The following is a 26,730-nucleotide window of genomic DNA, read 5'->3' on the forward strand; positions in this document are numbered from 1 at the left end:
TGTCTATACAACCAAGTCAACAGGTTTTTGCAGCTGTCAAATCCTTACTTTTTCTCGAACACGCGCTTGCCCGCCACCCACGTCTGCAGCACCTGCGTCTTGCCGATGGCGGCTGGTGACACCTTGAACAGGTCCTGGTCGACGACGATGAAATCCGCCCATTTACCCGCTTCCAGGGTGCCGATGACCTTTTCCTGGTGCGCCGCCCAAGCCGCGTCGAGGGTAAAGCAGCGCAGCGCTTGCGTCACCGTCATGGCTTGCTGCGGATACCAGCCGCCGGCCGGAAACCCCTCGCTGTTTTGCCGCGTGACGGCCGCGTGGATGCCCTCGAACGGGTTCGGCGACTCGATAGGAAAGTCGGAGCCGCAGGCGATGCGCGAACCCTGCTTGAGGAAGGTGCGCCACGCATACGCACCCTTGATGCGCTCGTGGCCCACGCGCTGCTCCGCCATGTTCTGGTCGGACGTCGCGTGCGTGGGCTGCATCGACGGCACGATGCCCAGCGACTTGAAGCGGGGGATGTCGGACAACTGCACCACCTGCGCGTGCTCCATGCGGTGGCGCAGGCCCGCGCTATGGTATTGCGCGGTCAAGGCCTGGTAGCCGTCGAGGATTTGATGGTTGCCCGCGTCGCCGATGGCGTGCACGTTCACCTGGTAGCCGGCGCGCATGGCTTTTTCCATCTTCGCGCGCATGGCGTCATCTTTGAAGAACAGCAGGCCGCGGGTAGAAGGATCGTCGCTGTACGGCGCCAGCAGGGCCGCGCCGCGGCTGCCCAGGGCGCCGTCGGACAGCAGTTTGACGGCGCGCAAGGCGTACATGTCGCGCGCATAGCTTTTTAATGGGCCGCTTTTCGACAGCACGTCGAAGTCTTCGGTGGTATCGGCAATCATGCCGTAGACGCGCACCGTCAGCTTGCCGTGGTCCGCATAGTCGCGGAACAGCCGGTCCTGCATCTGGCCGATGCCCGCATCGTGCACGCTGGTCAGGCCCGCCTGTGACAGCTGCGCCAGCGCGCCATCGAGGGCGGCGCGGTTTTCCACGTCGCCTGGCTTGGGCAGCACGGCATCCATCAAGTCCATGGCATTGTCGACCAGCACGCCGGTTGCATTGCCGTCCGCATCGCGGACTATCTTGCCGCCGGCCGGATCTTGCGTGGCGCGCGTGATGCCGGCCAGCGCCAGCGCGCGGCTGTTGGCCCAGCCCGCGTGGCCATCGACCCGGCGCAGCCACACGGGCCGTGCGCTTTCCGCCGCATCGAGCTCTGCGGCCGTGGGAAAGCGCCCCAGCTTCCAGATTTCCTGGTTCCAGCCGCTGCCGACGATCCAGCCGCGCTCGGGATGCGCGCGGGCGAAGTCGCCCACGGCCTGCACGGCGGCCGGCAGCGACGACGAACCGTACAGCATCACGCCGCTGGCGATCGTCCCCAGGCCGAACACGTGGCCATGCGCGTCGATCAGCCCTGGCAGCACGGTCTTGCCCTGCACGTCAACGTGCAGGGCACCCTTGGCCGCCTTGCGCTTCACCTGCGCGGCGCTGCCGACGGCGAGCAGCTTGCCAGCGTCGTCAAACGCCAGCGCCGTGAAGCGGACTACCCTGCCATGCGCGTCGAGCGTGTAGCCATTCGCATTATCGATGACGGTATCGGCGTGAGCGTGGCCGAGGGCGCCCAGGCAGGCGAGAACGAGCAGGGTGCGGCGCAGTGGCAGGGTCGGCATTTCCATCTCCAGGTCTTTTAATAAATGAGTGAAAAGACGAGTGTATAGAAATTGGCAAAATGGTCAATCAGGCAGCGTGCGGCGGCCTTACCATCAGCCAGTAATCGCAGCCCGTGACGGCTTCCGCGTAACGCCCCGCCACCACGAAGCCCAGGCGGGCATAAAACGGCAGGCTGCGCTCATTGTAGGTCTCCAGGAAGCACGCGGCGCCCGCCGCATCGACGGCCGCCAGTCCCGGCGCCAGCACGGATGCGCCCAATCCCCTGCCCTGTGCGTCCGGGTGGATGCCGGCGATCGACAGATACCACGCCTCCTGCAGACCATGCGGCGCCAGCGCGTGCTCCATGTTCTCGACAATGGCCGTGAAATGCGCGTAGCCCTGCTCTCCCAGCAGCACGCGCAAGGCGTCCTCGCGCTGCGCGTAGGCGGCCTGGCGCTGGGCCGCCGGCGCATCCGTCGTCCAGATGACGGCGCCATTGCCCGCCTCATTGCACCCATCGCCAGCCAGGTCGACGCGCCCCGCCTGCCAGCCCTCGGCCAGCGCCAGCGCGAAGTAGGCTTCCAGCATGGCCAGCCGCGCCGCTTCATCGTCGCCGCAGGCCACCGTGACGGCGCGGTAGAACGGGTCGCCGATCAGGGCGGCGGCCAGGCAGCGGGCGGCTTGCGATGCTTCAGTATGGGGTGCGCTGGACATGGTTCTCTTTCTGTTCGTTGTATCTTGCGACGCCCGGCATCTTAACGCAAGCGCCCAAGCCTTGCGCCCAGTCAATACCTCCCCGCCGCCGCTGGCCTACGCTGGCGTTTTATCGCGGAGGTCCCATGGCCAGGCACCATGTCATCAGCACCACCGCGTGCGACGTGTTCTTCAAGCTCGTGGCCCACCAAAAGAAAAGCCTGGGCGCGCGCTTCGACAGCATGATCGTCACCTTCAGCGCCGACGGCCGACCCGTGCTGGGCGCGACCCTGCGCAACGCGACAAGCGGCTGCGAACTGCACCGCCTGGCCGGCCAGCCCGACGAATGCTGGTGCTGCGGCTACGACGAACAGTTGGAATTCGTCTCGCAAAACAAGGTGCCGCTGGCGCACGCCGATTACCGGCTCACCTTGAGCAACGGCGAAACGTGGACGGGGACGACGGATGCGAAGGGGCGCACGGGGCGCGTGGCCAGCAAGCGGGAAGAGCAAATCACGACGGTGGAATTTTTCCCACAAGAAGACAGCCTTCCCTGCTGCTCTGCTGCACCAGACCCAGTGGCTTCGACGGCGATCATAGTGGAGCTACAAGACGTAAAAACGACCGACAAGGATATCGATACATCAGTAAAACAGGTAAAAATCGATAGCATGGCTCGCCCGCTTACCCAGGGTGAAATAGACATGGCATGGATGATTTTCGAGGATGCCGTCGACTATAGCAAAGTCAAAATTCACAAGAGGCCTTATCTATGGCTGTTCCAACCAAAAAACACTGCCATGACACCCAATGGGGAAATGTACTTTCATGAGTCGAGATTTCTGGACGATTTTTCTAGTGCAGATAACACCGAGCGTCATTGGTTCATTCATGAAATGGTCCATGTTTGGCAATATCAACTCAAATATCCGGTCGCAATGCGTGGAGCATTCAGAATAGGACTGGACTACAAGTACGTATTGTCATCCAAAAGAAAGTTGGCCGACTACAACATGGAGGCACAAGGAGACTTGGTAGCCGACTACTACGCGTTGAAATACTTAAAGGATTCCTCCGCAATGCGCCAGGAAAAATATGCCAATGACCAAGCACTTTATGAACAGGTACTCATTGATTTTTTCACCGACAGAAAAAGTGAAAAGAATTTACCTGGCGGCAACATCGAGCGCACTCCTCTCGTCGATATACCTTGATGCGGGTGCAACATCACGCATCGCCGATGCTGAAATCAGTTCAGTGAATGGCACCCCCTGCTTCACAATCTCGCAGACGGAAGAAAAACGTAACGGTCAGCCACTTCTGGGAGCACTCAGTATTTCAGACCTGTCAGTAAAACCCGCTACAAAAGTGTGGAGCTTTGTGATGAGCGGAGGAGGAAAAGTTCCACTTTCATCAAAAATCTGTCTTCTCTATGGCGACATTCCACAGGGCGCAAATGGTATGCCAGCCCCTGAACTGCAAACAGGACGGGTTTACAGCATCTTCTTGAATGGGCGCCCAGATGATCCTTCCGACCCGACTTATGGCTATAGAGGGAAATTCTGTATCGTTGCCACGTCCACTGGTGAACGAAAAATCATCGCCATTGGCAGCGACACGCCAGCGTGGAAACAGGATAGTTGCCCGGAGCATTCGCTCATCAGATAGTGCAAGGATCGCCATGCCATATCGTCACACACTGTTATTCCTGCTTGCCGCCTTGACGAGCATCAATGCCTCGGCGTGGTCGCGCATGGGCACAGCCGCCGTCATGACTGAGGCGGGCCTTCCCTGCTTCAAGATTGCCAGCGAAGAGGAACGCTCAAGGGGACCAGTCAGCCTGAAGATGCTGACGATCAGCACACCTGGGCCGAATGGCTGGAAAGATGTATGGACGGTCATGTTTCCCAATGCCTCGTTTGGCGATCCCAGCTATCGTCTGCCAAACAAGGGATGCGTGCGCTATGGCAAGGCACCCGAGGGGGCCGAGAGCAGCGCTGCCGCGCCGCTGCTTGCGGGAAAAGTGTATGGCGTATCCTTCCTGGGAAGGCCGCCATCCGCGTCCGATCCCACTTCGCGCTACTCCGCAGATTTCTGCCTGCTCGCGGCACCCGCCGGGGGTTTCTAGGTAATTCAGCTGACAAATGGCAAGAATACCTGCGCTCCCGAGGAAAAACCAAGATAGCGCGTGCCATTGCATCCGTCACGCACAGACCACGCCTCGCGTTCAAGACTTGGGCGGAACCACCTCAATCGATTCTTCCCCCCGCTTTGCCGGCGCCCTGAACCATTCACCGGGCGGCACCACGTGCGACTCCTTCGGGTCGTCGATGTAGTGCGGCGAGGTGATCTGCACGTCGAATTCGTTGAAGACGTCGATGATGTTCTGGTGCAAGCGGTTCAGCACTTCGGCACGTTGGCGGGGGACTTCGGCGCTGGCGTAGGCCACCAGGCGGTATTGCACGTAGTAATCCTGCAGGGCCAGCTGCATCACGTACGGTTTCGGCGTGGTCGACAGTTCCGTCGTGCGCGACGCGGCCAGTTCCAGCATGGCGTGCACTTGCCGCCAGGGCGTGGCGTAGCCGATGGTGACGGTGGAGTCGAGCACGAAGCCCCCGCCGGGCTGGGCGCGCGAATAATTCTTGGTCGTTTGCGACATCACCCACGCGTTCGGCAAGGCCACCTCTTCGCCCAGGCCCGTGCGCAGGCGCGTCTCGAACATGCCCAACTCGACCACCGTGCCCTCGCTGTCGCCCACGCGCACATATTCGCCCTTGCGCAGGGCGCGCGTGTACATCAGGATCAGCCCGCTGGCGCCCTGGCCGACGATGCTCGACGCGCCGATCGACACCATCAGGCCCACCAGCACGGACAGCCCCTGGAAGGCGGCCGTGTGCGAACCGGGCAAATACGGGTACGCCATGGCCAGCGCGAACAGCCAGATCACCACGCTGGCGATGCGGCGCGTGGGCAGGGCCGTGTCCTTGTCGAGCCAGCCGATCTGCAATTCGCCGCTTTCCACGCGCTTGAACAGCGAGGCGGCCGTGGCGGCGATCAACCGCGCGATGGCGAAGATCACGCACACCAGCACCAGCCCCGGCAAGGCGCCGATGATGGCGTGGAAGACGTCGGCCGCCACGTCGAACAGATAGCCGCTCAGGCTTTCACCCCACGAGCGCGTGTAAGGCAAGCGGCCCAGCACGAAGGCGGCCCACAGATAGGTGGCCATCAGGCGCAAGCCCCACAGCACGGCGCTCAGCAATTGATAGGCGAAGGCGATGTAGTGTTCGGCGTCGAGCACGCGCACATTCTTCAGGCGCACGTCGCGCAAGCGCGAGGCCAGCAGGATGCCGCTGCGGCGCTTGGCCCAGCGGTACAAGCGTGTCAAGCCCATCCACACCAGCCAGAAAACGAGGGTGGCGGCCGCGCACACGGCGGCGGCGATCGCCAGGTAGCGCCAGCTGCCCTGTTCGCGATAGTCAAACACGGCCTTGCTCAATTCGCCGGCGGCCGTTTTCGCCACGCTTTCCGTCGTGTCACCGGCCAGCAGGTTCACGTCGCCGGGCACGACGACGAACAGCTGCACGCCGTCGAGCAGCACTTGCGTACCCTCGGGAATCATGCGCGTGCTTGCCTGCAAGGGGCCGTTTTTCGCCAGCACGCCTTCCAGGCGGCGCTGCGCGCCGATGGCCCGTTCATCGGGCGGATAGCCGGCCAGCGCGGCGCGGAAGACGAACACCTTGCGGTTGGCGAACATCAATGGCGCCGTCTTGACGGCCGTGGCATGCGCCGGCGCCATGACGCTGGCAGTCTCCGTAACGAGCGATGGCGCAGCGTCCTGCGCATGGGCCACGGGGAAGAGGAAGATCGTCAACAGGCACAACAGGCGGAGCAACGCGGACATGGCAAAAGTGAAAAGTGACAGGGAGTAGCCATCATGCCATGTAATTGCGGAAACTCAAGCGCCGCACCTAGCGTTCAGCTCGCATCATGAAAAATGATGCCCAGGGTGTGGCGCAAGCCCGAGCGCAGGCGCGACACGCCATGGCGCATGTTGACGCGGTAACTGCCGCGCGTGCCATTCACGGGGCGCAGCGCCACGGGAAAGATCACGGCGTCGCCCTGCGCCAGCGGCACGACCTCCAAGCGCGACTGCATGCGCGGGCGCTGCTCCGTCAGCACGAACTCGCCGCCCGTGAAATCGTCTTGCGGACGGGACAGCAGCACGGCCACTTGCAGCGGAAACACGTGCTCGCCATACAGGTCCTGGTGCAGGCAGTTGTAATCGCCCTCGCGGTAGCGCAAGAGCAAGGGCGTGGGCCGCGTCTGCCCCGCCGCATGGCAGCGCGCGAGGAAATCCGCGTGGCTGGTGGGAAAGCGCGCTGCCAGGCCCATGCTGGCGTGCCAGCGGTTGGCGATCGCTGCCAGCGGCCCGTACAACTGTTCGCGCAAGGCGGCCACCACGTCCGGCAGCGGATGCGCCCAATACTGGTACTCGCCCTGGCCGAAACCGTGGCGCTGCATTACCACACGGCTGCGAAAGCGCGACGCATCGTCATACTGCGCCGCCAGCGCCCCGCACTGCGCGGGATTGAGCAAGCTCGGCGCGACGGCGCAGCCGTATTGATTCAGCTCATCCTCGATCTGGCGCCAGTCCAGCGCCCTCACCGCTCGCCCTCGCGTTCCAGCAGCGCCTGCTTGCGCTCCACGCCCCAGCGGTAGCCGGACAGCGCGCCATCGTTGCGCACGACCCGGTGGCAGGGGATGGCGACGGCCAGCGCGTTCGCAGCGCAGGCGCCCGCCACGGCCCGCGCCCCGTTCGGTGCGCCGATGCGCCGCGCCAGCTCGGCATAGCTGACCGTGCTGCCGGCGGGAATCTCGCGCAAGGCTTGCCACACGCGCTGCTGGAACACGGTGCCGCGCACGTCGAGCGGCAAGTCCAGGCCGATCGCCGGCGCCTCGACCAGTCCCACCACCTGCGCCACCGTCCGTTCATAGTCAGGCTCGGCGCCGCGCAGCTCGGCTTGCGGGAAACGGTCCTGCAAGTCGCGCAGCAGCACTTCCGGGTCGTCGTCGATCAGAATGGCGCAGATGCCCTTCTCCGTGCTGGCCACGAGGATGGCGCCCAGCGAGCAGGCGCCGATGGCGAAGCGGATCACGGCGCCGCTGCCGCCGGCGCGGAATGCGCCCGGCGTCATGCCCAGCAAGCCGGGCGTGGCGGCATACAGGCGGCCGCTGGAATTGAAACCGGCCGCATACAACGTTTCCGTGACGTTCGCCGCGCCCTGCAAGCCGGCCTTCAGGCGCTCGCCGCGCCGCGCCGCCGCGTACGCTTTCGGCGTGATGCCCGTGTGCGCCTTGAAGACGCGGTGGAAGTGAAAGCGGCTCATGCCGGCGGCGCCGGCAAGGCTCTCCAGATCGGGCAGCTCGTCGCTGGCGTCGATCAGCCGGCAGATGTCGGCCACGATGGCCGCCTGGCGCTGGGCCAGCGGCGGCAAGTTCGGCTTGCAGCGCAGGCAGGGGCGAAAACCGGCCGCCTCCGCCTGCTCGCACGTGGCGTGGAAGGCCACGTTGCGGCGCAAGGCGGGACGCGCCGCGCAGGATGGCCGGCAATACACGCCCGTCGTGCGCACCGAGTAATAAAAGACGCCGTCGGCGTCGGGCGCGCGCCGCTGCAGGGCATCCCAGCGTTCATCATCAGTCAGGTAAGCGTGTTCCATGGCGAACTCCGTGCAGGTCAATAGTAAGTCACCAGCATAGCCAGCGCCCGCGCGCGCCACACTCCGGCGCTTGCTTTTGAATTCAAAAAAAGGCTGGCGGCGCCTGCCTTGCTCGGTGCTAAAATCGGCCATCGCGCCTCCAGCCGGCGGCGCGTCCTGCCCGCGCCCCGGAGAAACCGCATTGGACGACCAGAATACACAAGAAAATACGCCCATTTTCCAGCGCATCAAGGATTTTCTGCTGGCCGGCATCGCCGCCGGACGCTGGAAGGAAGGCGATGTGATTCCCTCCGAGCAAGCCCTGGTGAAGCAGTTCGGCGTCTCGCGCATGACGGTCAACCGCGCCGTGCGCGAGCTGACCAGCGAACAGGTGCTGACGCGGCGCCAGGGATCGGGCACCTATGTGGCACAGCAAAAATATCAGGCAACTTTGTTGGAAATCAAGAGTATCGCCGATGAAGTGCGCGCGCGCGGGCATATCCACCGCAGCAGCCTGCAATTGCTGGAGCGTACCAAGGCCTCGGATTTGCTGGCCAAGCAATTCGGCCTGCCGCCGGAACACCCGCTGTTTCATTCGCTGATCGTGCATTTTGAAAACGGCGTGCCGATCCAGGTGGAAGACCGCTGGGTCAATCCCGAGTGCGCGCCCGACTACATGACGCAGGATTTTTCCAGCATCACGCCGAACGAATACCTGATGGCCGCCGCCCCCCTGCAAGGCGCCACCTACAGCATCGAGGCGCTGTCGGCGCCGCGCGACATCGCCGAAATGCTGGCCATCGACACGAAACAGGCGTGCCTGGTGCTGCGCCGCCAGACGCGCTCGGGCGGCAAGATCGCCTCGCTCGCCACCATGTGGCATCCCGGACACCGCTATCAGTTTGCGGGCAGTTTCACCTGAGAACACCTGGAAAAACCTACTGCGCGTCGCGCTTTGCGGCCTGTGATGCTCACCGGCTCGGCGCCCCCGTGCCCAAGCACGGTTGCGCTTCTTGGCCACAAGGGGGCGCCGAGCCTCGCTGCCGCTCGCTACGGTTTTATCAGGTGTTCTACAGATCGCTGATTCCGTAGCACGATTTCGCGCCGACTTTCTCTCAGATTCTCACCAAATCGCGAAAAAAACGGCCATTCCGGGACAAAAAAAATCCCGTTTTGGCCGTTTCTGAACTTAAATACTCCGAGTAAATATTCGATGCTATAGTTGCCGCCAGAAAGCGCCGCAGGCGTTTATTTGAGCGCGCATCATGCACTGCCAGCCCAGTCCAATCACGCCCCAGAAAGGGATGCATTTGTCGTATTGCAGCCACACGAGTTTCAGCGCACCACGCCGACGGCGCCCTGCGCTGCGCCGGCTCGCGCGTACGATGCTGGCGGCAGGCCTGGCAGTCTCGCTGCCGGTACAGGCGGCGGCACACGGCATGGCGCCGACACTGCTGTGGCCGTATGCTGCCGCCAGCGCCACCGCCCTGGCGGGAGTGGCTTGCTGGCAAGCCTGGCGGCTGCGGAAACAGTTGCGCCGCCTGCTGCTGCCCGCGCAGGCCCTGGCCGAACAGGATGCCGTGCACGCCTTGCGCGGCGCGGCCTTGGCTGGCTGGACCTGGCGGCGCCAGTCCGACCGGCTGCTGTTCGCCCCCCAGTACCAGGACGTGCTGGGCGACAAGGGCGCCAGGCTCGACCATGCACTGGCCGACTGGCTGGCCGAGGTGCACCGCGACGACCGCGCACGTCTGAGCCTGGCCTTTCGCCAGCATCTGGATGGGCAGGCGCCCGGCACCTTCAATTGCGAATTCCGTTTGCGCCACAGCGACGGCCACTGGCGCTGGCTGCTGGCGCGCGGCGCCGTGCTGACACGCGCCTCGGACGGCGCCGCTACGCAGGCCAGCGGCATCGTCTGCGATATCAGCGAGCGCAAGCAGGACGAGCAATCGCGCATGCGCTCGATGCTGGAAGCGGCGCCCGAAGCCATGCTGGTGGCCGACGTCGAGGGCAAGGTGCATTACGCCAACCAGATCGGCGCGCGCTGCTTCGGCTATCCTCTCGCCGAATTGACGGGCATGTCGCTGGAGCAATTGGTACCGGAAAGCACGGCCAGCCAGTCCGTCGGCGACCCGCAAGCGCGGCACAGCCTGCCAGGCCGGGTGATGATGGCGCGCCGCCGCGACGGCACGCACTTCCCGGCCAAGGTCAGCCTGTCGCCGCTGCGCATGGCCGGGCAAGTGTTTTCCATCGTCTCGCTGCGCGACATGACGCAGCGGCAACGCGCCGAGGAAGCCCTGCACGCCAGTTCGGAACGCTACCGCCTGATCGTGCAGACGGCCGCCGAAGGCATCTGGATGACGGATGCGGACGGCAAGACCACCTTCGTCAACCCGAAGATGGCGCACATGCTGGGCTACACGGTGCAGGAAATGCTGGGCCGCCCCTTGCTCGACTTCATGGACCGCGACAGCCAGCTGCTGATGCAGCGCCGCCTGGCCAGCCACGGCAGTGCCGCCAGCCAGCCGGACCAGGTCGATTTCCGCTTCTTCCGCAAGGATCAGTCCAGCCTGTGGGGCTTGCTGTCAAGCACCAGCATCCAGTCGGACAATGGCGAGCCGGGCGGCACCCTGGCGATGATCACCGACATCACGGAACGGCGCCAGGCGTCGATCGCCCTGTCGAACTCGAGCCAGCGCATGGCGTCCGTGTTCGGCGCCGTGACGAATGGCCTGGTGGTGCAGGACAGCCACGGCCACATTCTGGAAAGCAACGCCGCCGCCGAGCGCATGCTGGCGGCCAGTCCGGCCGGCAACAGCCTGTGGCAAGCCATCCGCGAAGACGGCTCCGCCTTCGACCAGCGCAGCCATCCCGTGCACATCACCCTGTCGACGGGCGAGGCCATGCGCGACGTGCTGATGGGCGTGCAGCAGCCCGACGGCAGCCTGTCGTGGCTGTCCGTAAATACCGAGGCCATCCGCGATGAATACGGCAAGGTGGGCATGGTGGTGGCCAGCCTGACGGACATCACGTATCACAAGCGCAGCGAGAGCGCCTTGCGCGAACTCAACGAACATCTGGAAGAGCGCGTGGCGCAGCGCACGGAGCAGCTGGACCAGGCCAAGCAGGTGGCCGAAGAGGCGAGCCTGGCGAAGGGACAATTCCTGGCCAACATGAGCCATGAAATCCGCACGCCCATGAATGGCGTGATCGGCATGGCCTATCTGGCCCTGAAAACGGACCTGGAACCGCGCCAGCGCGATTACCTGGAAAAGATCCGCTTTGCCGGAGAACACTTGCTGGGCATCATCGACGATATCCTCGACATCTCGAAGATCGAGGCGGGCAAGCTGGAAATCGAGCGCGTCAACTTCAGTTTCGACCACGTGGTGCAGACGCTGATGACGGTGGTGGCGCCGCGCGCCGCCGGCAAAAACCTGGAGCTGCTGTTCGAGATCGACCCGCAGTTGCCGGCCGTGCTCGTGGGCGACCCGCTGCGCCTGGGGCAGGTGCTGATCAACTACGCCAATAACGCCATCAAGTTCAGCGAACAGGGCAGCATTACCGTGAAAGTGCGCAAGGTGGTGGCGGACGCCAGGCACTGCCTGGTGCGCTTCGAAGTCTGCGACCACGGCATCGGCCTGTCGCAGGATGAAATGAGCAAGCTGTTCCAGTCCTTCCAGCAGGCCGATACCTCCACCACGCGCGAATATGGCGGCACGGGCCTGGGCCTGGCCATCTGCAAGCAGCTGGCCCAGCTGATGGGCGGCGATGTGGGCGTCGACAGCCGTCCCGGCGCCGGCAGCACCTTCTGGTTCACGGCCAACCTGGGCATTTCCGACCAGGCGGCGCCGGCCATGCTCGACAGCATGGTGCAGACGGCGGCCGCCATGCGCGCCAGCGCCGACGCGGCCCTGGTGATGCGCACGCTCAAGCATGCGCGCATCCTGCTGGTGGAAGACAACACGTTTAATCAACAGGTGGCGCTGGAATTGCTGGAGGAGGCGGGCGCCTCCGTCTGCCTGGCCAACAATGGCGAGGAGGCGCTCGACCTGCTGCGCCAGACCCAGTTCGACTGCGTGCTGATGGACGTGCAGATGCCGCTGATGGATGGCTTGCAGGCGACGCGCCACATCCGCGCCGACCCGCAGCTGGCGCACCTGCGCGTGCTGGCCATGACGGCCACGGCCACCAGCGAAGACCGCGTGCGCTGCCTGGACGCGGGCATGGACGATTTCATTTCCAAGCCCATCCAGCCGGCCATGATGTACCAGACCATCGCCAGCTGGCTGCCGGCGCGCGAGACGCCGCCGCCACCGGCGCGCGGCCGCGCCGCGCCCGCCTTCAAGACCACGCTGGCGGGCGACCCGCAGGTGATCGACCTGTCGATCCTCGCCAAGCTGCTGGGCTACAACCCGGAAAAGGTGCGCAAATTCGCCTTCAAGTTTCTGCAGACGACGCAGGATGGCTTTGGCGACATCGATGCGGCCCTGGCGCGCGGCGACGTGCACCAGGTGCGGGAACTGGGGCACCGCATCAAGTCGTCGGCGCGCACCGTGGGCGCCCTGGGGCTGGCCGAGCTGTGCCACAACCTGGAAACCCTGGCGCCGGGCGAACCGGCCGACGAGGCGGAGCGGGCGCAGCGCATCGTTGCGCGCCTGTGGCCCCTGCTGGAACAGATTACCGAACAAATCATGAATAACACCAGCTTTGCCAATGACGATTAGCTACCGCCAAATTCCGTTAAGGCAAGGTATCGGCATCGACAGCGATGCAGCATATCAATAGAAAGACAGGACGATGAATACTGTATCAAACCAAGCTATCCGGGAACACAATGAAGCGGGCCTGGCGCCGTTGCGCGTGCTGCTGCTGGACGACGACGTGTTCATGCTCGACGTGCTCAGCGACATGCTCGAGCAGATGGGTCCGTTCGACATCCGCTGCGAGTCGCACAGCGAACAGGCGCTGGCCACCCTGAAGCAGCACCAGCCCGACCTGCTGATCTGCGACCTGTCCATGCCCGACATCGATGGCATCGAATTTTTGCGCATGGCGGCCGAAAACGGCTTCCGCGGCGGCGTGGTTCTGCTGTCGGGCCTGCATTCGGCCGTGCGCCTGGCGGCCGAACGCCTGGCCATGGCCAATGGCCTGCATATATTAGGCACCTTCCGCAAGCCGATGGAAAGCGCGGAATTGCAGCTCATGGTGAACTTGCAGCTGCAGCACACGGCGCGCCTGGCCAGCGCGCAAGGCTGATCGCGCAGCCAGGCCGGCAGGGCGGACACGGCGCCGCAGGCCAGCAGGCATGTGGCTTTGCCGCCCTGGCGGCGCGCGCGCGAGCGATATGCTGGCGATATGCCTCAAGTTTTTCTGCAATAATCGCCACGCTTTGAAAAAATGGGTTATTATTTCAGCCATCCCCGCCTGCATACCTCTGGTCGCACCTTCCAAGAACATTGAATTTGTGCCCATTGCCCCCATCTTCTAACTGCATTCCAGGAAGCATGGATGGCGAACCAGCGTATGGTGAATTCCAGGCATTATTGATCCCACCCTCATTTGAGGAAAATATGAGCGAAAATATCAAACACATTAGCGATGCATCTTTTGAAGCAGACGTCCTGCGATCCGAGTTGCCAGTACTGGTCGACTTCTGGGCAGAATGGTGCGGTCCCTGCAAGGCCATCGCGCCGATCCTGGAAGAAGTGGCCAAGGAATACGCCGGCCGCATCGTGATCGCCAAGATGGACGTGGACGCCAACCAGGCGGTACCTGCCAAGTTCGGCATCCGCGGCATCCCGACCCTGATCCTGTTCAAGGATGGTGTTGCAGCTGCTCAAAAAGTGGGCGCCATGGCCAAGGGCCAGTTGACCGCTTTCGTCGACAGCAACATTTAATGTATGATGGGCAGCGCTGCGCCCGCAGCGCCGCCTGACTGGATAGACCGGGAAGCGGCTTTGCCTCATTCGTGCACAGCCTTCCCCAATAATTAATCAACGCCACGCAGTCCCCTCCCCTACCTTTACATCCCGTCTCGGGACACTCAACACATATGCATTTATCCGAACTAAAGGCCCTACACGTATCCGCCCTGCTTGAGATGGCGATCGGTCTTGACATTGACAACGCAGCCCGCTTGCGCAAACAGGAGCTGATGTTCGCTATCCTGAAAAAACGCGCCAAGTCCGGCGAACAGATTTTTGGCGACGGCGCCCTGGAAGTGCTGCCTGACGGCTTCGGCTTCCTGCGCTCGCCTGACGCCAGCTACATGGCGTCCACCGACGACATTTACATCTCCCCTTCGCAAATCCGCCGCTTCAATCTGCACACCGGCGATTCGATCGAAGGCGAGGTACGGACCCCGAAAGATGGCGAACGCTATTTCGCACTGGTCAAAGTCGACAAGGTCAACGGCGAATCGCCGGAAGCCTCGAAGCACCGCATCCTGTTTGAAAACCTGACGCCGCTGCACCCGAACGAGCCGCTGCGCCTGGAACGTGAAATGAATGGCCAGGAAAACATCACCGGCCGCATCATCGATCTGATCGCCCCGATCGGCAAAGGCCAGCGCGGCCTGCTGGTGGCGTCGCCGAAATCCGGCAAATCCGTGATCCTGCAGCACATCGCGCACGCGATCACGGCCAATCACCCGGATATCACCCTGATCGTGCTGCTGATCGACGAACGCCCGGAAGAAGTGACCGAAATGCAACGTTCGGTCCGCGGCGAAGTCGTCGCCTCGACCTTCGACGAGCCAGCCACGCGCCACGTGCAAGTAGCCGAGATGGTGCTGGAAAAAGCCAAGCGCCTGGTCGAAATGAAAAAAGACGTGGTCATCCTGCTCGACTCGATCACCCGCCTGGCGCGCGCCTACAACACCGTCATCCCTGCCTCGGGCAAGGTCCTGACCGGCGGTGTCGACGCGAACGCGCTGCAACGTCCAAAACGCTTCTTCGGCGCCGCGCGCAATATCGAAGAAGGCGGCTCGCTGACCATCATCGCCACGGCGCTGATCGAAACGGGTTCGCGCATGGATGACGTGATCTTTGAGGAATTCAAGGGTACCGGCAACATGGAAGTGCATCTGGAACGCCGTTTGGCCGAAAAACGCGTCTACCCGGCAATCAACCTGAACAAATCGGGTACCCGCCGCGAAGAACTGCTGATCAAGCCGAACGAGCTGCAAAAAATCTGGATCCTGCGCAAGTTGCTGTACTCGATGGACGAGATCGAGGCGATGGAGTTCATTCTCGACAAGATGAAAGCCACGAAGAACAACGCAGAGTTCTTCGACATGATGCGCCGCGGCGGTTAAATTCGCCCATCGTGTATCGTAGGTCGGATTAGGCCCGCAGGGCCGTAATCCGACCACATTGTTGGCGAAGACGGTGGTGTTGTCGGATTACACGCTTGCGCGCTAATCCGACCTACGTTGCGCCACGCCGACCACTCGCGATCATGCAAGCCGCTCATTGAGCGGCTTTTTTATTGCCGCCGACCCCAAAGCGCTATATAATCGACGGTTGCATTATTTTAAACCCTGGCAAGTGATCGGCAATCGGGTCAAGAAGCAGGACGACCGACGAAGTGCTGTTTGGCTACCAAACTAGAGAGAAGACCATGAAAGTCGATACCCATCCAGAATACCGCGAAGTTGTTTTCCACGATCTGTCGTGCGATTTCAAATTCGTTACCCGCTCGACCATCCAAACCCGCGAAAAAATCACCCACGACGGTAAAGAATACCCACTGGTGAAGATCGAGGTTTCGGCTGAATCGCACCCATTCTTCACGGGCAAGCACAAAATCGTCGATACCGCCGGTCGCGTCGAGAAGTTCCGTCAGAAGTTCGGTTCGGTTGGTTCGAAAACCGCAGTCGCAGCAGGCTGATTTTTGCCGCTTTGCGGCAAAACAGGGCAGCTTCGGCTACCAGAGAAAAGGCAGCCACGGCTGCCTTTTTTGTCTTTGGCCGCTTTACTTTATACTCGCGCATACCCGACGCCATTCGTCGCGTCTTGCCATTTTTTTCTGATACCGACTATCGATGAAGCCAGTCCGCCTTCCCGCCGCTGCCACACTCGCGCTGCCACGATGGGCCTTGTTTGCGCTCGGCCTGCTGTACATCCTGCCTGGCCTGATCGGCCGCGAACCGTGGAAGAACGATGATGCCGCCAGCTTCGGCATCATGTGGACCATGGCGCATGGCGGCCTGAACGACTGGCTGTGGCCCAACATCGCCGGCCTGTCGCTGCCCGATGAAGGCCCGCTGGCCTTCTGGCTGGGCGCCATCTTCATCAAGCTGTTCGGCTGGATCGACGGCGACGTCTTCGGCGCGCGCATGTCGACCATCGGCATCTTCGTCGTCAGCACCCTGTCCGTCTGGTACACGGCCTTCAACCTGGGCCGCCGCAACGACGCCCAGCCGCTGCGCCTGGCCTTCGGCGGCCAGCCCGAACCGGACGATTTCGGCCGCACCCTGGCCGATGCCGCCGTGCTCATCTATCTGGGCTGCCTGGGCCTGCTGCAGCACAGCCACGACATCACGGCCGAAGCGCTGTACGTGTCCCTGATGGCCTATCTGCTGTACCGCGCCGTGCGCTACATGGAAGGCCCCTCCGTGCGCAATGCGGCCCTGCTGGGTCTGGCGATGGGCGGCCTGACGCTCGCGCGCGGCTGGATCACGCCGGCGGCGCTGAGCATCGCCCTGCTGCTGTGCACCATCTTCCTGCGCCTGCCATTGCTGCGCAGCGTGCGCCACCTGGCGCTGGCCATCCTGATCGGCGCCGCGCTGACCCTGGTCTGGCTGCTGCCGGGCGAATGGCTGCGGCCGTACGGCCATTCGCCGCTGCAAGCATGGATGGAATGGAACTGCCGCCAGTTCAGCGCCCCAAGCCTGAAAAGCGTGCAGTACTTCTTGCGCGTCGGCATCTGGTTCTTCTGGCCCGCATGGCCGTTCGCCGCCTGGGCCGTGTATGCCTGGCGTCGCCAGCACCACGTGCTGCACATCGTCGTGCCGCTGACCTTTGTCGCCATGCTGGCCATCCTGGGCCTGTGCCATCCCGATCCCGACCCGAGCCAGCTGCTGCCGCTGCTGCCGCCGCTGGCCGTGATGGCCGCGTTCGGCTTGCTGACCATGAAACGGGGCGCCATCAACGCCATCGACTGGTTCTCCGTAATGGTGCTGACCATCTGCGCCCTCGCGCTGTGGCTGTTCTGGTTCGCCATCCTGACGGGCTGGCCGCCGAAACTGTCGCATAACGCCCTGAAGCTCATGCCAGGCTTCAAGCCCGAGCTGGACTTGCTGGCCTTTTTCGTCGCCGCCTGCGCCAGCGCGGGCTGGGTGGCGCTGGTGCACTGGCGCATTTCGCGCCAGCCGGCCGTGCTGTGGCGCGCCGTGGTGCTGTCGTCCGGCGGCCTGATCCTGATCTGGGTGCTGATCATGACCCTGTTCCTGCCGCCGCTGAACTACAGCAAGAGCTACGCCAGCGTGGCGCACCAGATTTCCGTCCACCTGCCGCCAGGCACTACTTGCATCAACAGCAACGTCGGCGCCGCCCAGCGCGCCTCGTTTGCCTACTACGGCCACCTGCCGTTTGCCACGGTGGGGCAGCAGCAATGCGATGTGTTCTTGTTGCAAGACAGCATCAAGGTTCCCGACAACAAGGAACAACTGCCCGAGCATCACGGCGCGGACTGGATCAAGCTGTGGGAAGGACGCCGCCCCACGGATGACGTGGAACGCTTCCGCCTGTACCAGCGCGTCAGGTAAGCGGCAAGAAACCGGGCCAGCCCCGGTTTTTTTACGTCCGCCAGAGAATTATTGCCACCAAGAAAAGTGTTGCCTTAAAATATAGTTAATTAACTAAATTGAACTAACATTGTTTTTTAGATTATAATAGCGGACTGCGCGATGGCGGTGTCTTGCTTTCCCGCCCGAATCGTCCCCCAATTCACTATGAGATTGTCCATGAAATTATTTGCTACCCGCACCTTGCCGCTCATCAGCGCCGCCCTGTTCGCCCTCTCCTTCAGCGCCACGGCCCAGGCCACCGTGGTCGACCTGGGCGTCGCCAATGGCTACTCGGCCTTTATCTTCGGCAACATCGGCAGCAACGGCTCCAGCGGCTTTACCAGCGTCGGCGGCAGCATTGCCGCTGGCGGCAATATCTACCTGGACAACTACAGCGTCGGCACGAATAAAAAACCAGGCAGCGCCGTCAATTCGGTCGTTGCTGGCGGCAACCTGAACACGGGCTGGGGCACGCTCAGCGGTTCGGCCGTGTACGGCGTCAGCAACCCCAACGCCACCCTGACGGCGCCACAGTGGTTTCCAAAAGACAACATCAGCAAAGGCAACGCCTCCACCCTGGACTTCGCGGGCGCCAAGCAGCAACTGACGACCCTGTCGGGCGACGTGGCCAAGCTGCAATCGAACGGCACCGTGATTTCCCAGTACGGCAACATGACCCTGGTGGGCAATGTCAACGCCGACGTGAACATCTTCAACATCGATGCATCGAACCTGCATAACCTGACGCTGGACCTGTCCTCGCTGAAAAGCACGGCCAGCATCATCATCAACGGCACGGCCACCAACATCACCATGAGCGGCGGCTTCGACAATTTCGCCAGTTTCGCCAACCGCACGCTGTTCAACTTCGCCAACGCCACCAGCACCAGCCTGCAGAACGTCGGCATCAATGGCAGCATCCTGGCGCCGCACAGCGCGTTCTCGGGTTCGGGCGACATGAATGGCACCCTGATCGCCAATTCGGTCAGCTCGATCAATTATGGCCACGTCGCGATGAACGGCTCCGGCTTCAACACGGTCAACGTCTCGGCCGTACCTGAGCCAGGCACCTACGCCATGCTGCTGGCCGGCCTGGGCTTGCTGGCCTTCATGCGCCGCCGCACGCCAGCGCGCGCACCGCAGGCGCAACTGGCCTAAGCTTTACGCTACATCCATAAAAAAAACACCGGGCCGCGCGAGCGTCCCGGTGTTTTTTATTGTGCTGGCGAGAAACTTAATCCGCGCTCAGCCCCAGATCCGTCGCCACCTGCTGGCGCAACAGGTATTTCTGGATCTTGCCCGTCACCGTCATGGGGAATTCCTCGACGAAGCGCACATAGCGGGGAATCTTGTAATAGGCGATCTGCCCGTCGCAAAAGGCGCGGATATCCTCGCTGGTGGCCTGCGTGCCCGGGCGCAGAATGATGCAGGCGCACAGTTCTTCGCCATACTTGGCGTCCGGCACACCCACGCATTGCACGTCGAGCACGCTCGGGTGGCGGTACAGGAATTCCTCGACTTCGCGCGGGTAGATGTTTTCGCCGCCGCGTATCACCATGTCCTTCGAGCGGCCGACGATGCTGCAAAAGCCGTAGTCGTCGATGACGGCCAGATCGCCCGTGTGCATCCAGCGCGCCGCGTCGATGGCTTCGCTGGTTTTTTCCGGGTCGCCCCAGTAGCCCTGCATCACGGAATAGCCGCGCGTAAGCAATTCGCCCTTTTCGCCGCGCGGCACGATGCGGCCTTCCGCATCGATGATTTTCACTTCCAGGTGCGGGTGGACGCGGCCAATCGACGAGACGCGCATCTCGCGCGGGTCTTCGATCGACGTCTGGAAGCTGACGGGCGACGTTTCCGTCATGCCATACGCAATCGTGATTTCCGCCATGTGCATCAATTCGATGACCCGCGTCATGACTTCCATCGGGCAAGGCGAGCCGGCCATGATGCCGGTGCGCAAGTCCGACAGATCGTATTGCTTGAAATCAGGATGGTCGAGGATGGCGATGAACATGGTCGGCACGCCATGCAAGCCCGTGCAGCGCTCGGCCTGCACGGTTTCCAGCACGGCTTTCGGATCGAAGCCTTCGCCGGGAAACACCATGGCCGCGCCGTGCGTGACGCAGGCCAGGTTGCCCAGCACCATGCCGAAGCAGTGGTACAGGGGCACGGGGATGCACAAGCGGTCCTGCTGCGTCAGGCGCATGGCTTCGCCGATGAAGAAACCGTTGTTCAGGATATTGTGGTGCGTCAAGGTGGCGCCTTTCGGCGCGCCCGTGGTGCCGGACGTGAACTGAATGTTGACGGCATCGTCAAACTGCAAGCCAGCGCTCACTTCGGCCAGATGCGCCAGGTCGGCGTCCGTGATGCCGTCCATCACCGCGTCGAAGTTGTGCATGCCCGGCGTGGCGGCCGCGCCCAGGCGGATGACGTGGCGCAATTGCGGCAGGCGCGGTGACTGCAGGGCGCCCGCGCGCGAACGGGCGATTTCCGGCACCACGTCCTGCACGATGGCCAGGTAATCGCTGGACTTGAAGCTGGGCGACAGGATCAGCGCGCTGCATTGCACCTTGTCGAGCACGTATTCGAGTTCCGAACGCCGGTAGGCGGGGTTGATGTTGACCATGATCAAGCCAGCTTTCGCCGTGGCAAACTGCGTCAGCACCCATTCGGCGCAATTCTGCGACCAGATGCCGACCCGGTCGCCCGGCTGCAAGCCCAGTTTCAACAGGCCGGCGGCCAGCTTGTGCACGCGCTGCTGGAATTCCAGATACGTCCAGCGCACGCTCTGGTGCGCCACGATCAGGGCATCGTGCTGGCCGTAGCGCTCGGCGATGCCGTCCAGGTAGGCGCCTATCGTTTCGCCGATCAACGGCGTCTCGTGGGCGCCGTGTACATAACTCATTGCTTGCATGCTGTCTCCGGGGTGTGTGGCGCGGCGCGCTCTTGTTATCGTCTTCGATGCAGAAAATTATAGCCGCAACCGTCCCCGCCCTGCGTCAGCTTGCTGTAATGTGCAGACCAGCACAGCAGATACTCACGGCACCATGACAGGCAACGCGCAGCACCCGCCCGAACAGGGCTTTATCTTGACCCGCCACTGGCGCGACACGCGCGACGGCACGGAAGTCGATTTCTGGCTGGCAACGGACGCCGGGCCCCGCCACGTGCGCCTGCCCCTGCAGACGGCCGTCGCCTTTATCCCCATGGAGCAGCAGGAACAGGCGCAACAGCTGCTGCGCGGCGAGCGGCATGCCGAGCTGCGGCCCCTGTCGCTGTGCGATTTTCACCACCGCCCCGTGCTGGGCCTGTACTGCAAGCAATACCGGCATTTGCTGAAGCTGGAAAAGCAGCTGCGCGCCCACGGCGTCGACGTGTACGAAGAGGACATCCGCCCGCCCGAGCGCTACCTGATGGAGCGCTTCATTACGGCACCCGTATCGTTCAGCGGGGATACGGCGCAGGATGTGCAGCTGAAACCGGCGCCCGGCTACCGGCCAAGCTTGAAACTGGCATCGCTCGATATCGAGACGACGGCGCATGGCGAGCTGTATTCGCTGGCCCTGGAAGGCTGCGGCCAGCGCCAGGTCTACATGCTGGGGCCGCAAAACGGCGGCGATGAGCTACTCGACTTCGACCTCGAATACTGCGACACGCGCGCGCAGATCCTCGAGCGCCTGAACACGTGGATGGAGCGGCACGACCCGGACGCCATCATCGGCTGGAACCTGGTGCAGTTCGACTTGCGCGTGCTGCGCGAACACGCCGAGCGCTACCAGGTACCGTTGAAACTGGGGCGCGGCGGCGCCGTGATGGAATGGCGCGAGCATGGCGGCAAGCAGGAACATTATTTTGCCGCCGCGGCCGGCCGCCTGATCATCGACGGCATCGAAGCGCTCCGGTCGGCGACGTGGAATTTTTCTTCGTTCAGCCTGGAAAACGTGGCACAGACCTTGCTGGGCGAAGGCAAGTCCATCGACAATCCCTACCAGCGCATGGCCGAGATCGACCGGCGCTTCCGCGAAGACAAGCCCGCGCTGGCCCGCTACAACCTCAAGGATTGCGAGCTGGTCACGCGCATCTTCGCGAAAACCGAACTGCTGACTTTCCTGCTGGAGCGGGCCAGCGTGACGGGCCTGGCGGCCGACCGCAGCGGCGGCTCCGTGGCCGCCTTCGAACACCTGTACTTGCCGCTGATGCACCGGCAGGGTTACGTGGCGCCCAACCTGGGCGATATCTCGGGCGAAAACAGCCCCGGCGGCTTCGTCATGGATTCCCAGTCGGGCCTGTACGATTCCGTGCTGGTGCTCGACTATAAGAGCCTGTACCCGTCCATCATCCGCACTTTCCTGATCGACCCCGTGGGGCTGGTGGTGGGCACCAGCGGCGACGAGGCCGATACCGTGCCCGGCTACCGGGGCGCGCAGTTTTCACGCGTAAAACATTGCCTGCCTGCCATCGTGAAACAGGTGTGGCAAGGGCGCGAGGTGGCCAAGCGCGAGCGCAACGCGCCGCTGTCGCAAGCGTTAAAGATCATCATGAACGCGTTCTACGGCGTGCTGGGCTCGAGCGGCTGCCGCTTTTTCGATCCGCGCCTGGCCTCGTCGATCACCTTGCGCGGCCACGACATCATGCACCGCACGCGCGAACTGATCACGGAGCAGGGTTATCAGGTGATCTATGGCGACACGGATTCCACGTTTGTGTGGCTCAAAACAGCGCATACGGATGAAGAGGCGGGCAAGATCGGCCGCGCCCTGGTGGCGCATGTGAACGCCTGGTGGGACGCCCATCTGCGCGAGGAGTTCGGCCTGGAGAATGCGCTGGAACTGGAATTCGAGACGCATTACCGGCGTTTCCTGATGCCCACCATCCGCGGCTCGGAAGAAGGCAGCAAGAAGCGCTACGCTGGCCTGGTGGGCAAGCCCGACGGCAGCGAACAGATGGTCTACAAGGGCCTGGAGACGGTGCGCAGCGACTGGACGCCGCTGGCGCAGCAATTTCAGCAAGAGCTGTACCTGCGCATCTTCCAGCGCGCCGCCTACCAGGACTATGTGCGCGACTACGTGGCGCGCACCGTGCGCGGCGAATGCGACGCCTTATTGGTCTACCGCAAGCGCTTGCGCCGTCCGCTCGACGACTATCAGCGCAACGTGCCGCCCCACGTGCGTGCGGCGCGCACGGCCGACGCCTACAACCTGGCGCAGGGCCGGCCGTTGCAATACCAGAATGGCGGCTGGATCAGCTATGTCATCACGGTGGCGGGGCCGGAACCGCTGGAAACGCAGCGCTCGCCCATCGACTACCACCACTATCTGACGCGCCAGCTGCAGCCCGTGGCAGACGCCATCTTGCCCTTCCTCGGCGACGATTTTTCGCGCCTGGTGTCGGGGCAACAGGATTTGTTTTAGATCAATTCTGCTGACCGGCATGGCAAAGCTGAGGTAATATCGGCGCCTGCCGGGCCAGTCCGCGGGCGCTGTGCGCCGGGGCAGCGTAAAATACGCCTTGGCGAAAGAATAAGAGCTGCATGAAAAAGAAGATGCCATTCCAGACGAGAATCGTTCGCAAGAAGATTTTCCCCGCTGAAATGGCGCATAATTTAACACTATGTTGAACCAGCGGGCAGCAGCACCAGCCGTCTGCCCTGCTAATTTTTGAATGAATTGACACCATGACCGAGATCACGTCCTTAAGAGACATCCCGCAAAAAAATATCTTCCGCAAGGGCGACACCTTTGTGCTGTTCGGCGAGCTGTTCGGCCGCGGCTATGTAAATGGCTTGCTGGACGAAGCGCGCAAGGCGGGCATGAATATCGTCGGCATGACGGTCGGCCGCCGCGATGAAAACATGGCGCTGCGCCCGCTGAACGAGGAAGAGCTGGCCGAAGCCGAAGCCAACCTGGGCGGGCGCATCATCAATGTGCCGCTGATGGCCGGTTTCGACCTCGACGCGCCCGCCGGCGAGCCGACGCCGACGGCCTTGCTGGCCGACATGACCCTGAAAAGCTGGCAGGAAGACAAGCTGGACTGGGCGCAGATCGAACGCTGCCGCGAAGCCGGCATCGCCCGCTTCAGCGCGTCCGTGGCGAAAGCCATGGCCGAACTGGACAGCCTGATTCCTGACGGCAGCAATGTGTATTTCGCCCACACCATGGCCGGCGGCATTCCCAAGGTCAAGGTCTTCCTGGCGATTGCCAACCGCATCTACAAAGGCCGCGGCGAGCGCTTCATGTCCTCGCGCGCCCTGCTCGACAGCGACCTGGGCAAATTGATCCTGATGAACTTCGACGAAGTCACGGCCAACACCCTGCAGCACCTGATCGACGGCAGCGCCGCCATCCGTGCCCGCATCGAGCAAACGGGCGGCCAGGTGCGCTACAGCGCCTACGGCTACCACGGTACCGAGATCTTGATCGACGGCAAATACCAGTGGCAAACTTACAGCAACTACACGCAAGGCCTGGCCAAGATGCGCCTGGAAAACGTGGCCAAGGCCGCGTGGGAAAAAGGCATCAAGGCGACCGTCTTCAATTGCCCGGAAATCCGCACGAATTCGTCCGACATTTTCGTCGGCGTGGAACTGTCCTTGTTCCCCCTGCTCGACGCGCTGAAAAAAGAAGGCGGCGGCGCCTGGGCCGAGGAACAGTGGAAAATCTGCCAGGGCTTGCTGGAAGACGGCGTGTCGCTGCAAGACTTGCTGGACCGTATCGCCGCCTACAACGGCGACGCCACCAGCGTGCAATTCCGCAACTTCGCCGCCTGGCCGATGGACAACACCCCAGAGCTGGCCGACGTCATGATCGGCACCTCGGACGACATCACCAAGCTGCACAAGGACCGCAAGGAACTGATCACCGACCACCTGAGCTCGCTGGTGCTGGAAGGCACGGGCCCGCTGATGTTCCACGCCATGTCGGAGCCGCAAGCCCCCGTCGTCTGGCTCAACCACGACATCATCGCGCGCCAGCTGAGTTCGGTTCACAACTGAGCCTGATGTAGCAACACACGACCGACGGCCCGGCTCATCCCGGGCCGTCGGCGTTTCTGCGCATGCTTTATGCGCGCACGATGGACACGCCGCCGTCGGCCAGCAGCGCCGTGCCGGTGGTGAAGCTCGAGGCATCGGAGGCCAGGTACAGCGCCGAGCGGGCGATCTCGTCCGGCGTGGCCAGGCGTTTTAACGCATGCAATCCCGCCACGAAGGCCTGCGCTTCGGGCGTGGCGGCCACCGCGCGTCCCATGGGCGTATCGGTGCCGCCCGGCAGCAGGGCATTCACGCGGATACCCGCCGTGCCATACTCGGCCGCCAGGGCCTTCGTCAAACCGATCACGCCCGCCTTGCTGGCCGCATACGCCGCCATGCCGGACATGCCCAGCGTATGGCCGACAAAGGTCGAGGTAAAAATCAGCGAGCCGCCGCCGCGCGCCGCCATGGCGGGCAGCTGGTATTTGGCCGCCAGGAAGGCACTGGTCAGATTGGTATCGACCGCCGCCCGCCAGTCTTCCAGGGCAAGCTCGGGCGTGGGTCCCATGGGCCCCAGGGTGCCCGCATTATTGAAGGCGATATCGAGGCCGCCAAAGCGTTGCAGCGCCAGCGCCACGGCCGCTTGCGCGCACGCCGCGTCGGCCACATCGCCGGCACAGGCCACGGCTTGCGCGCCGCCGTCCGCCAGCTGCGCCACCAGCGCATCGAGTTCCTTCCGCCGCCGCGCCACCAGCACCAGCCGCGCGCCATGGCGCGCAAACAGCCGCGCCGCCGCATGGCCGATGCCCGAGCTGGCGCCCGTGATGATGGCGACCTTGTTTTCCAGTTGCAACATTTGCTTCCCCTTCAAGTGGTTGAAAGGGAAAAGATAGGCCGGCAAGCCCGGCGCGGCACTCCGCTTCTTGCGCTGGAATCGGCATCGTCACAGATTCTGCAGGCTTGGGCAAAACGCCCGCCAAGCATAAAACTTGCCAGATTGTGACAAATCAGTGATAATGCGTCTCGCGTTGCCGGGATGGCGGAATAGGTAGACGCACGGGACTCAAAATCCCGCGCTGGAAACAGCGTGCCGGTTCGATTCCGGCTCCCGGCACCACAGAACACTTTAGTTGTACCTGATCAAACCCGCCCATCGCCAGATGCTGCGGGTTTTTTTATGGCGTTTATGTAAACGCCCTTGCCGCGCCCGGTTTGTCGTTCAGTTCGTCGCAGGCCGCGGCACGCGCAAGCCGATCTCCATCCCGCTATCCAAACGGCCGCACGCCAAACAGCACGCCGTGCAGCCAGAACGCCAGCAGCAGCCACAGCGCACAGCCCGCGGCTATGGCGATCAGGGTGCCTTGCATGGTGCCGTCCTGGTAGGCGACGCCGGCCGCGCGGTCGCGCTGCACGGCGGCATACAGATCCGCCGACGACCAGGCGAGGAAGCCGCCGAACAGCAGCACATCGGCCACGTTGCCGTTGGCCAGCAGGTGCGCGACGGCCCAGAGTTGCGTGCCGAGCAGCATGGGATGGTGCACCAGGGTCTTGATGCGGTTGCGCGGCACATTGGCCGCTGCCAGCAAAATCAGCGAGAACAGCATCAGCAGGCCGCTGGCGTGGCGCACGCCCATGGGCGGCGTCCACAGCAGCTGCGGCTGCTGGCGCGCCAGGGCGTAGCCCCAGATGATCAGGCCCAGGCCGGCAAACGCCACGAGCGAGTACAGCCCCTTCCAGCGCTTTTCGCCCAGGCGCGCCAGCTGGGCGCTGCGCCAGCCGTCGGCGACGATGCGCACCGAGTGCGCACCCAGGAACAGCAGCAAACCGAGTATCAGCACCGTCATCGTCTTCTCCCCCAGTCAATACCCGCTATCGAGCATACG

20 protein-coding genes, 1 tRNA gene and 2 pseudogenes are annotated in these 26,730 nt (G+C 63.1%); 15 read left to right on the top strand and 8 right to left on the bottom strand.

All coding sequences use genetic code 11. From position 1 onward, the window contains the following. Positions 1-44: 44 nt before the first annotated feature. Both AC07VH_RS06215 and AC07VH_RS06220 read right to left on the bottom strand, forming a co-directional pair. Positions 45-1,718: an amidohydrolase gene (locus AC07VH_RS06215; protein ID WP_494788285.1), complete on the bottom strand. Its 1,674-nt coding sequence runs from the start codon at positions 1,716-1,718 to the stop codon at positions 45-47. Between the two features lie 67 nt (positions 1,719-1,785). Next, positions 1,786-2,412, bottom strand: coding sequence for a GNAT family N-acetyltransferase (locus tag AC07VH_RS06220; RefSeq protein ID WP_494788284.1), 627 nt, complete (start codon positions 2,410-2,412; stop codon positions 1,786-1,788). A gap of 125 nt (positions 2,413-2,537) precedes the next feature. Here AC07VH_RS06220 and AC07VH_RS06225 point away from each other — a divergent pair, with 125 nt between their 5' ends. The 3 genes from AC07VH_RS06225 to AC07VH_RS06235 are packed head-to-tail and all read left to right on the top strand — an operon-like array spanning position 2,538 to position 4,519. Then, positions 2,538-3,605: a hypothetical protein gene (locus AC07VH_RS06225; RefSeq protein WP_494788283.1), complete on the top strand. Its 1,068-nt coding sequence runs from the start codon at positions 2,538-2,540 to the stop codon at positions 3,603-3,605. Next, a complete protein-coding gene (locus AC07VH_RS06230) occupies positions 3,547-4,059 on the top strand; it encodes a hypothetical protein (RefSeq protein ID WP_494788282.1) in 513 nt (170 codons plus the stop codon). The genes AC07VH_RS06225 and AC07VH_RS06230 overlap by 59 nt, the downstream gene beginning before the upstream one ends. A 13-nt stretch (positions 4,060-4,072) precedes the next feature. Beyond that, on the top strand, positions 4,073-4,519 hold the full coding sequence (locus tag AC07VH_RS06235; protein ID WP_494788281.1) for a hypothetical protein: 447 nt from the start codon (positions 4,073-4,075) through the stop codon (positions 4,517-4,519). Between the two features lie 99 nt (positions 4,520-4,618). Here AC07VH_RS06235 and AC07VH_RS06240 read toward each other — a convergent pair whose 3' ends face one another. The 3 genes from AC07VH_RS06240 to ada form a co-directional block, all read right to left on the bottom strand. Beyond that, on the bottom strand, positions 4,619-6,295 hold the full coding sequence (locus tag AC07VH_RS06240; RefSeq protein WP_494788280.1) for a mechanosensitive ion channel family protein: 1,677 nt from the start codon (positions 6,293-6,295) through the stop codon (positions 4,619-4,621). Between the two features lie 74 nt (positions 6,296-6,369). Further along, positions 6,370-7,059, bottom strand: coding sequence for a 2OG-Fe(II) oxygenase (locus AC07VH_RS06245; protein ID WP_494788279.1), 690 nt, complete (start codon positions 7,057-7,059; stop codon positions 6,370-6,372). Beyond that, complete coding sequence (ada, locus tag AC07VH_RS06250; protein ID WP_489629705.1) at positions 7,056-8,111, bottom strand: bifunctional DNA-binding transcriptional regulator/O6-methylguanine-DNA methyltransferase Ada; 1,056 nt, start codon at positions 8,109-8,111, stop codon at positions 7,056-7,058. The genes AC07VH_RS06245 and ada overlap by 4 nt, the downstream gene beginning before the upstream one ends. 181 nt (positions 8,112-8,292) lie before the next feature. Between ada and hutC the strand changes: the two genes are divergently transcribed. From hutC to AC07VH_RS06295, 9 genes and pseudogenes are all read left to right on the top strand, one after another. Continuing rightward, the gene (hutC, locus tag AC07VH_RS06255; RefSeq protein ID WP_494788278.1) at positions 8,293-9,012 is read left to right on the top strand and encodes a histidine utilization transcriptional repressor HutC; all 720 of its coding nucleotides are present in this window, start codon (positions 8,293-8,295) and stop codon (positions 9,010-9,012) included. Positions 9,013-9,475: 463 nt separating this feature from the next. Further along, positions 9,476-12,814: a PAS domain S-box protein gene (locus tag AC07VH_RS06260; protein ID WP_494788277.1), complete on the top strand. Its 3,339-nt coding sequence runs from the start codon at positions 9,476-9,478 to the stop codon at positions 12,812-12,814. 73 nt (positions 12,815-12,887) lie between these two features. Then, positions 12,888-13,346 (top strand): response regulator, encoded by a 459-nt coding sequence (locus tag AC07VH_RS06265; protein WP_489629703.1) that lies wholly within the window; start codon positions 12,888-12,890, stop codon positions 13,344-13,346. A gap of 314 nt (positions 13,347-13,660) precedes the next feature. After that, complete coding sequence (gene trxA, locus AC07VH_RS06270; protein WP_489630756.1) at positions 13,661-13,987, top strand: thioredoxin TrxA; 327 nt, start codon at positions 13,661-13,663, stop codon at positions 13,985-13,987. A 155-nt stretch (positions 13,988-14,142) separates the two neighbouring features. After that, positions 14,143-15,405 carry a transcription termination factor Rho gene (rho, locus tag AC07VH_RS06275; protein ID WP_010401543.1) on the top strand — a complete coding sequence of 421 codons (1,263 nt, stop codon included), beginning with the start codon at positions 14,143-14,145 and terminating at the stop codon, positions 15,403-15,405. Between the two features lie 305 nt (positions 15,406-15,710). Continuing rightward, a complete protein-coding gene (locus tag AC07VH_RS06280) occupies positions 15,711-15,980 on the top strand; it encodes a type B 50S ribosomal protein L31 (protein ID WP_034746247.1) in 270 nt (89 codons plus the stop codon). 154 nt (positions 15,981-16,134) lie between these two features. Beyond that, positions 16,135-17,859 carry an ArnT family glycosyltransferase gene (locus AC07VH_RS06285; protein WP_494788276.1) on the top strand — a complete coding sequence of 575 codons (1,725 nt, stop codon included), beginning with the start codon at positions 16,135-16,137 and terminating at the stop codon, positions 17,857-17,859. A gap of 198 nt (positions 17,860-18,057) precedes the next feature. Then, a pseudogene (locus tag AC07VH_RS06290) lies at positions 18,058-18,870 on the top strand (choice-of-anchor A family protein); the annotation flags it as partial. A gap of 48 nt (positions 18,871-18,918) precedes the next feature. Further along, positions 18,919-19,038 (top strand): annotated as a pseudogene (locus AC07VH_RS06295) (PEP-CTERM sorting domain-containing protein); the annotation flags it as partial. 76 nt (positions 19,039-19,114) lie between these two features. On the opposite strand, the gene AC07VH_RS06300 reads toward AC07VH_RS06295, so the two are convergent. After that, on the bottom strand, positions 19,115-20,794 hold the full coding sequence (locus AC07VH_RS06300) for an AMP-binding protein (protein WP_494788275.1): 1,680 nt from the start codon (positions 20,792-20,794) through the stop codon (positions 19,115-19,117). A 133-nt stretch (positions 20,795-20,927) separates the two neighbouring features. On the opposite strand from AC07VH_RS06300, the gene AC07VH_RS06305 reads away from it, so the two are divergent. Together AC07VH_RS06305 and AC07VH_RS06310 are read left to right on the top strand one after the other, a co-directional pair. After that, positions 20,928-23,291, top strand: coding sequence for a DNA polymerase II (locus tag AC07VH_RS06305; protein WP_494788274.1), 2,364 nt, complete (start codon positions 20,928-20,930; stop codon positions 23,289-23,291). 263 nt (positions 23,292-23,554) lie between these two features. After that, positions 23,555-24,871, top strand: coding sequence for an enoyl ACP reductase FabMG family protein (locus AC07VH_RS06310; RefSeq protein WP_494788273.1), 1,317 nt, complete (start codon positions 23,555-23,557; stop codon positions 24,869-24,871). Between the two features lie 67 nt (positions 24,872-24,938). Here AC07VH_RS06310 and AC07VH_RS06315 read toward each other — a convergent pair whose 3' ends face one another. Further along, the gene (locus AC07VH_RS06315) at positions 24,939-25,703 is read right to left on the bottom strand and encodes an SDR family oxidoreductase (protein ID WP_494788272.1); all 765 of its coding nucleotides are present in this window, start codon (positions 25,701-25,703) and stop codon (positions 24,939-24,941) included. Between the two features lie 174 nt (positions 25,704-25,877). On the opposite strand from AC07VH_RS06315, the gene AC07VH_RS06320 reads away from it, so the two are divergent. Further along, positions 25,878-25,964, top strand: a tRNA-Leu gene (locus AC07VH_RS06320). Between the two features lie 148 nt (positions 25,965-26,112). Here the strand turns inward: AC07VH_RS06320 and AC07VH_RS06325 are convergent. Next, the gene (locus tag AC07VH_RS06325; RefSeq protein WP_494788271.1) at positions 26,113-26,691 is read right to left on the bottom strand and encodes an NnrU family protein; all 579 of its coding nucleotides are present in this window, start codon (positions 26,689-26,691) and stop codon (positions 26,113-26,115) included. Between the last annotated feature and the right edge of the window lie 39 nt (positions 26,692-26,730).

This window comes from Janthinobacterium sp. GW821-FHT03C10, assembly GCF_059420865.1.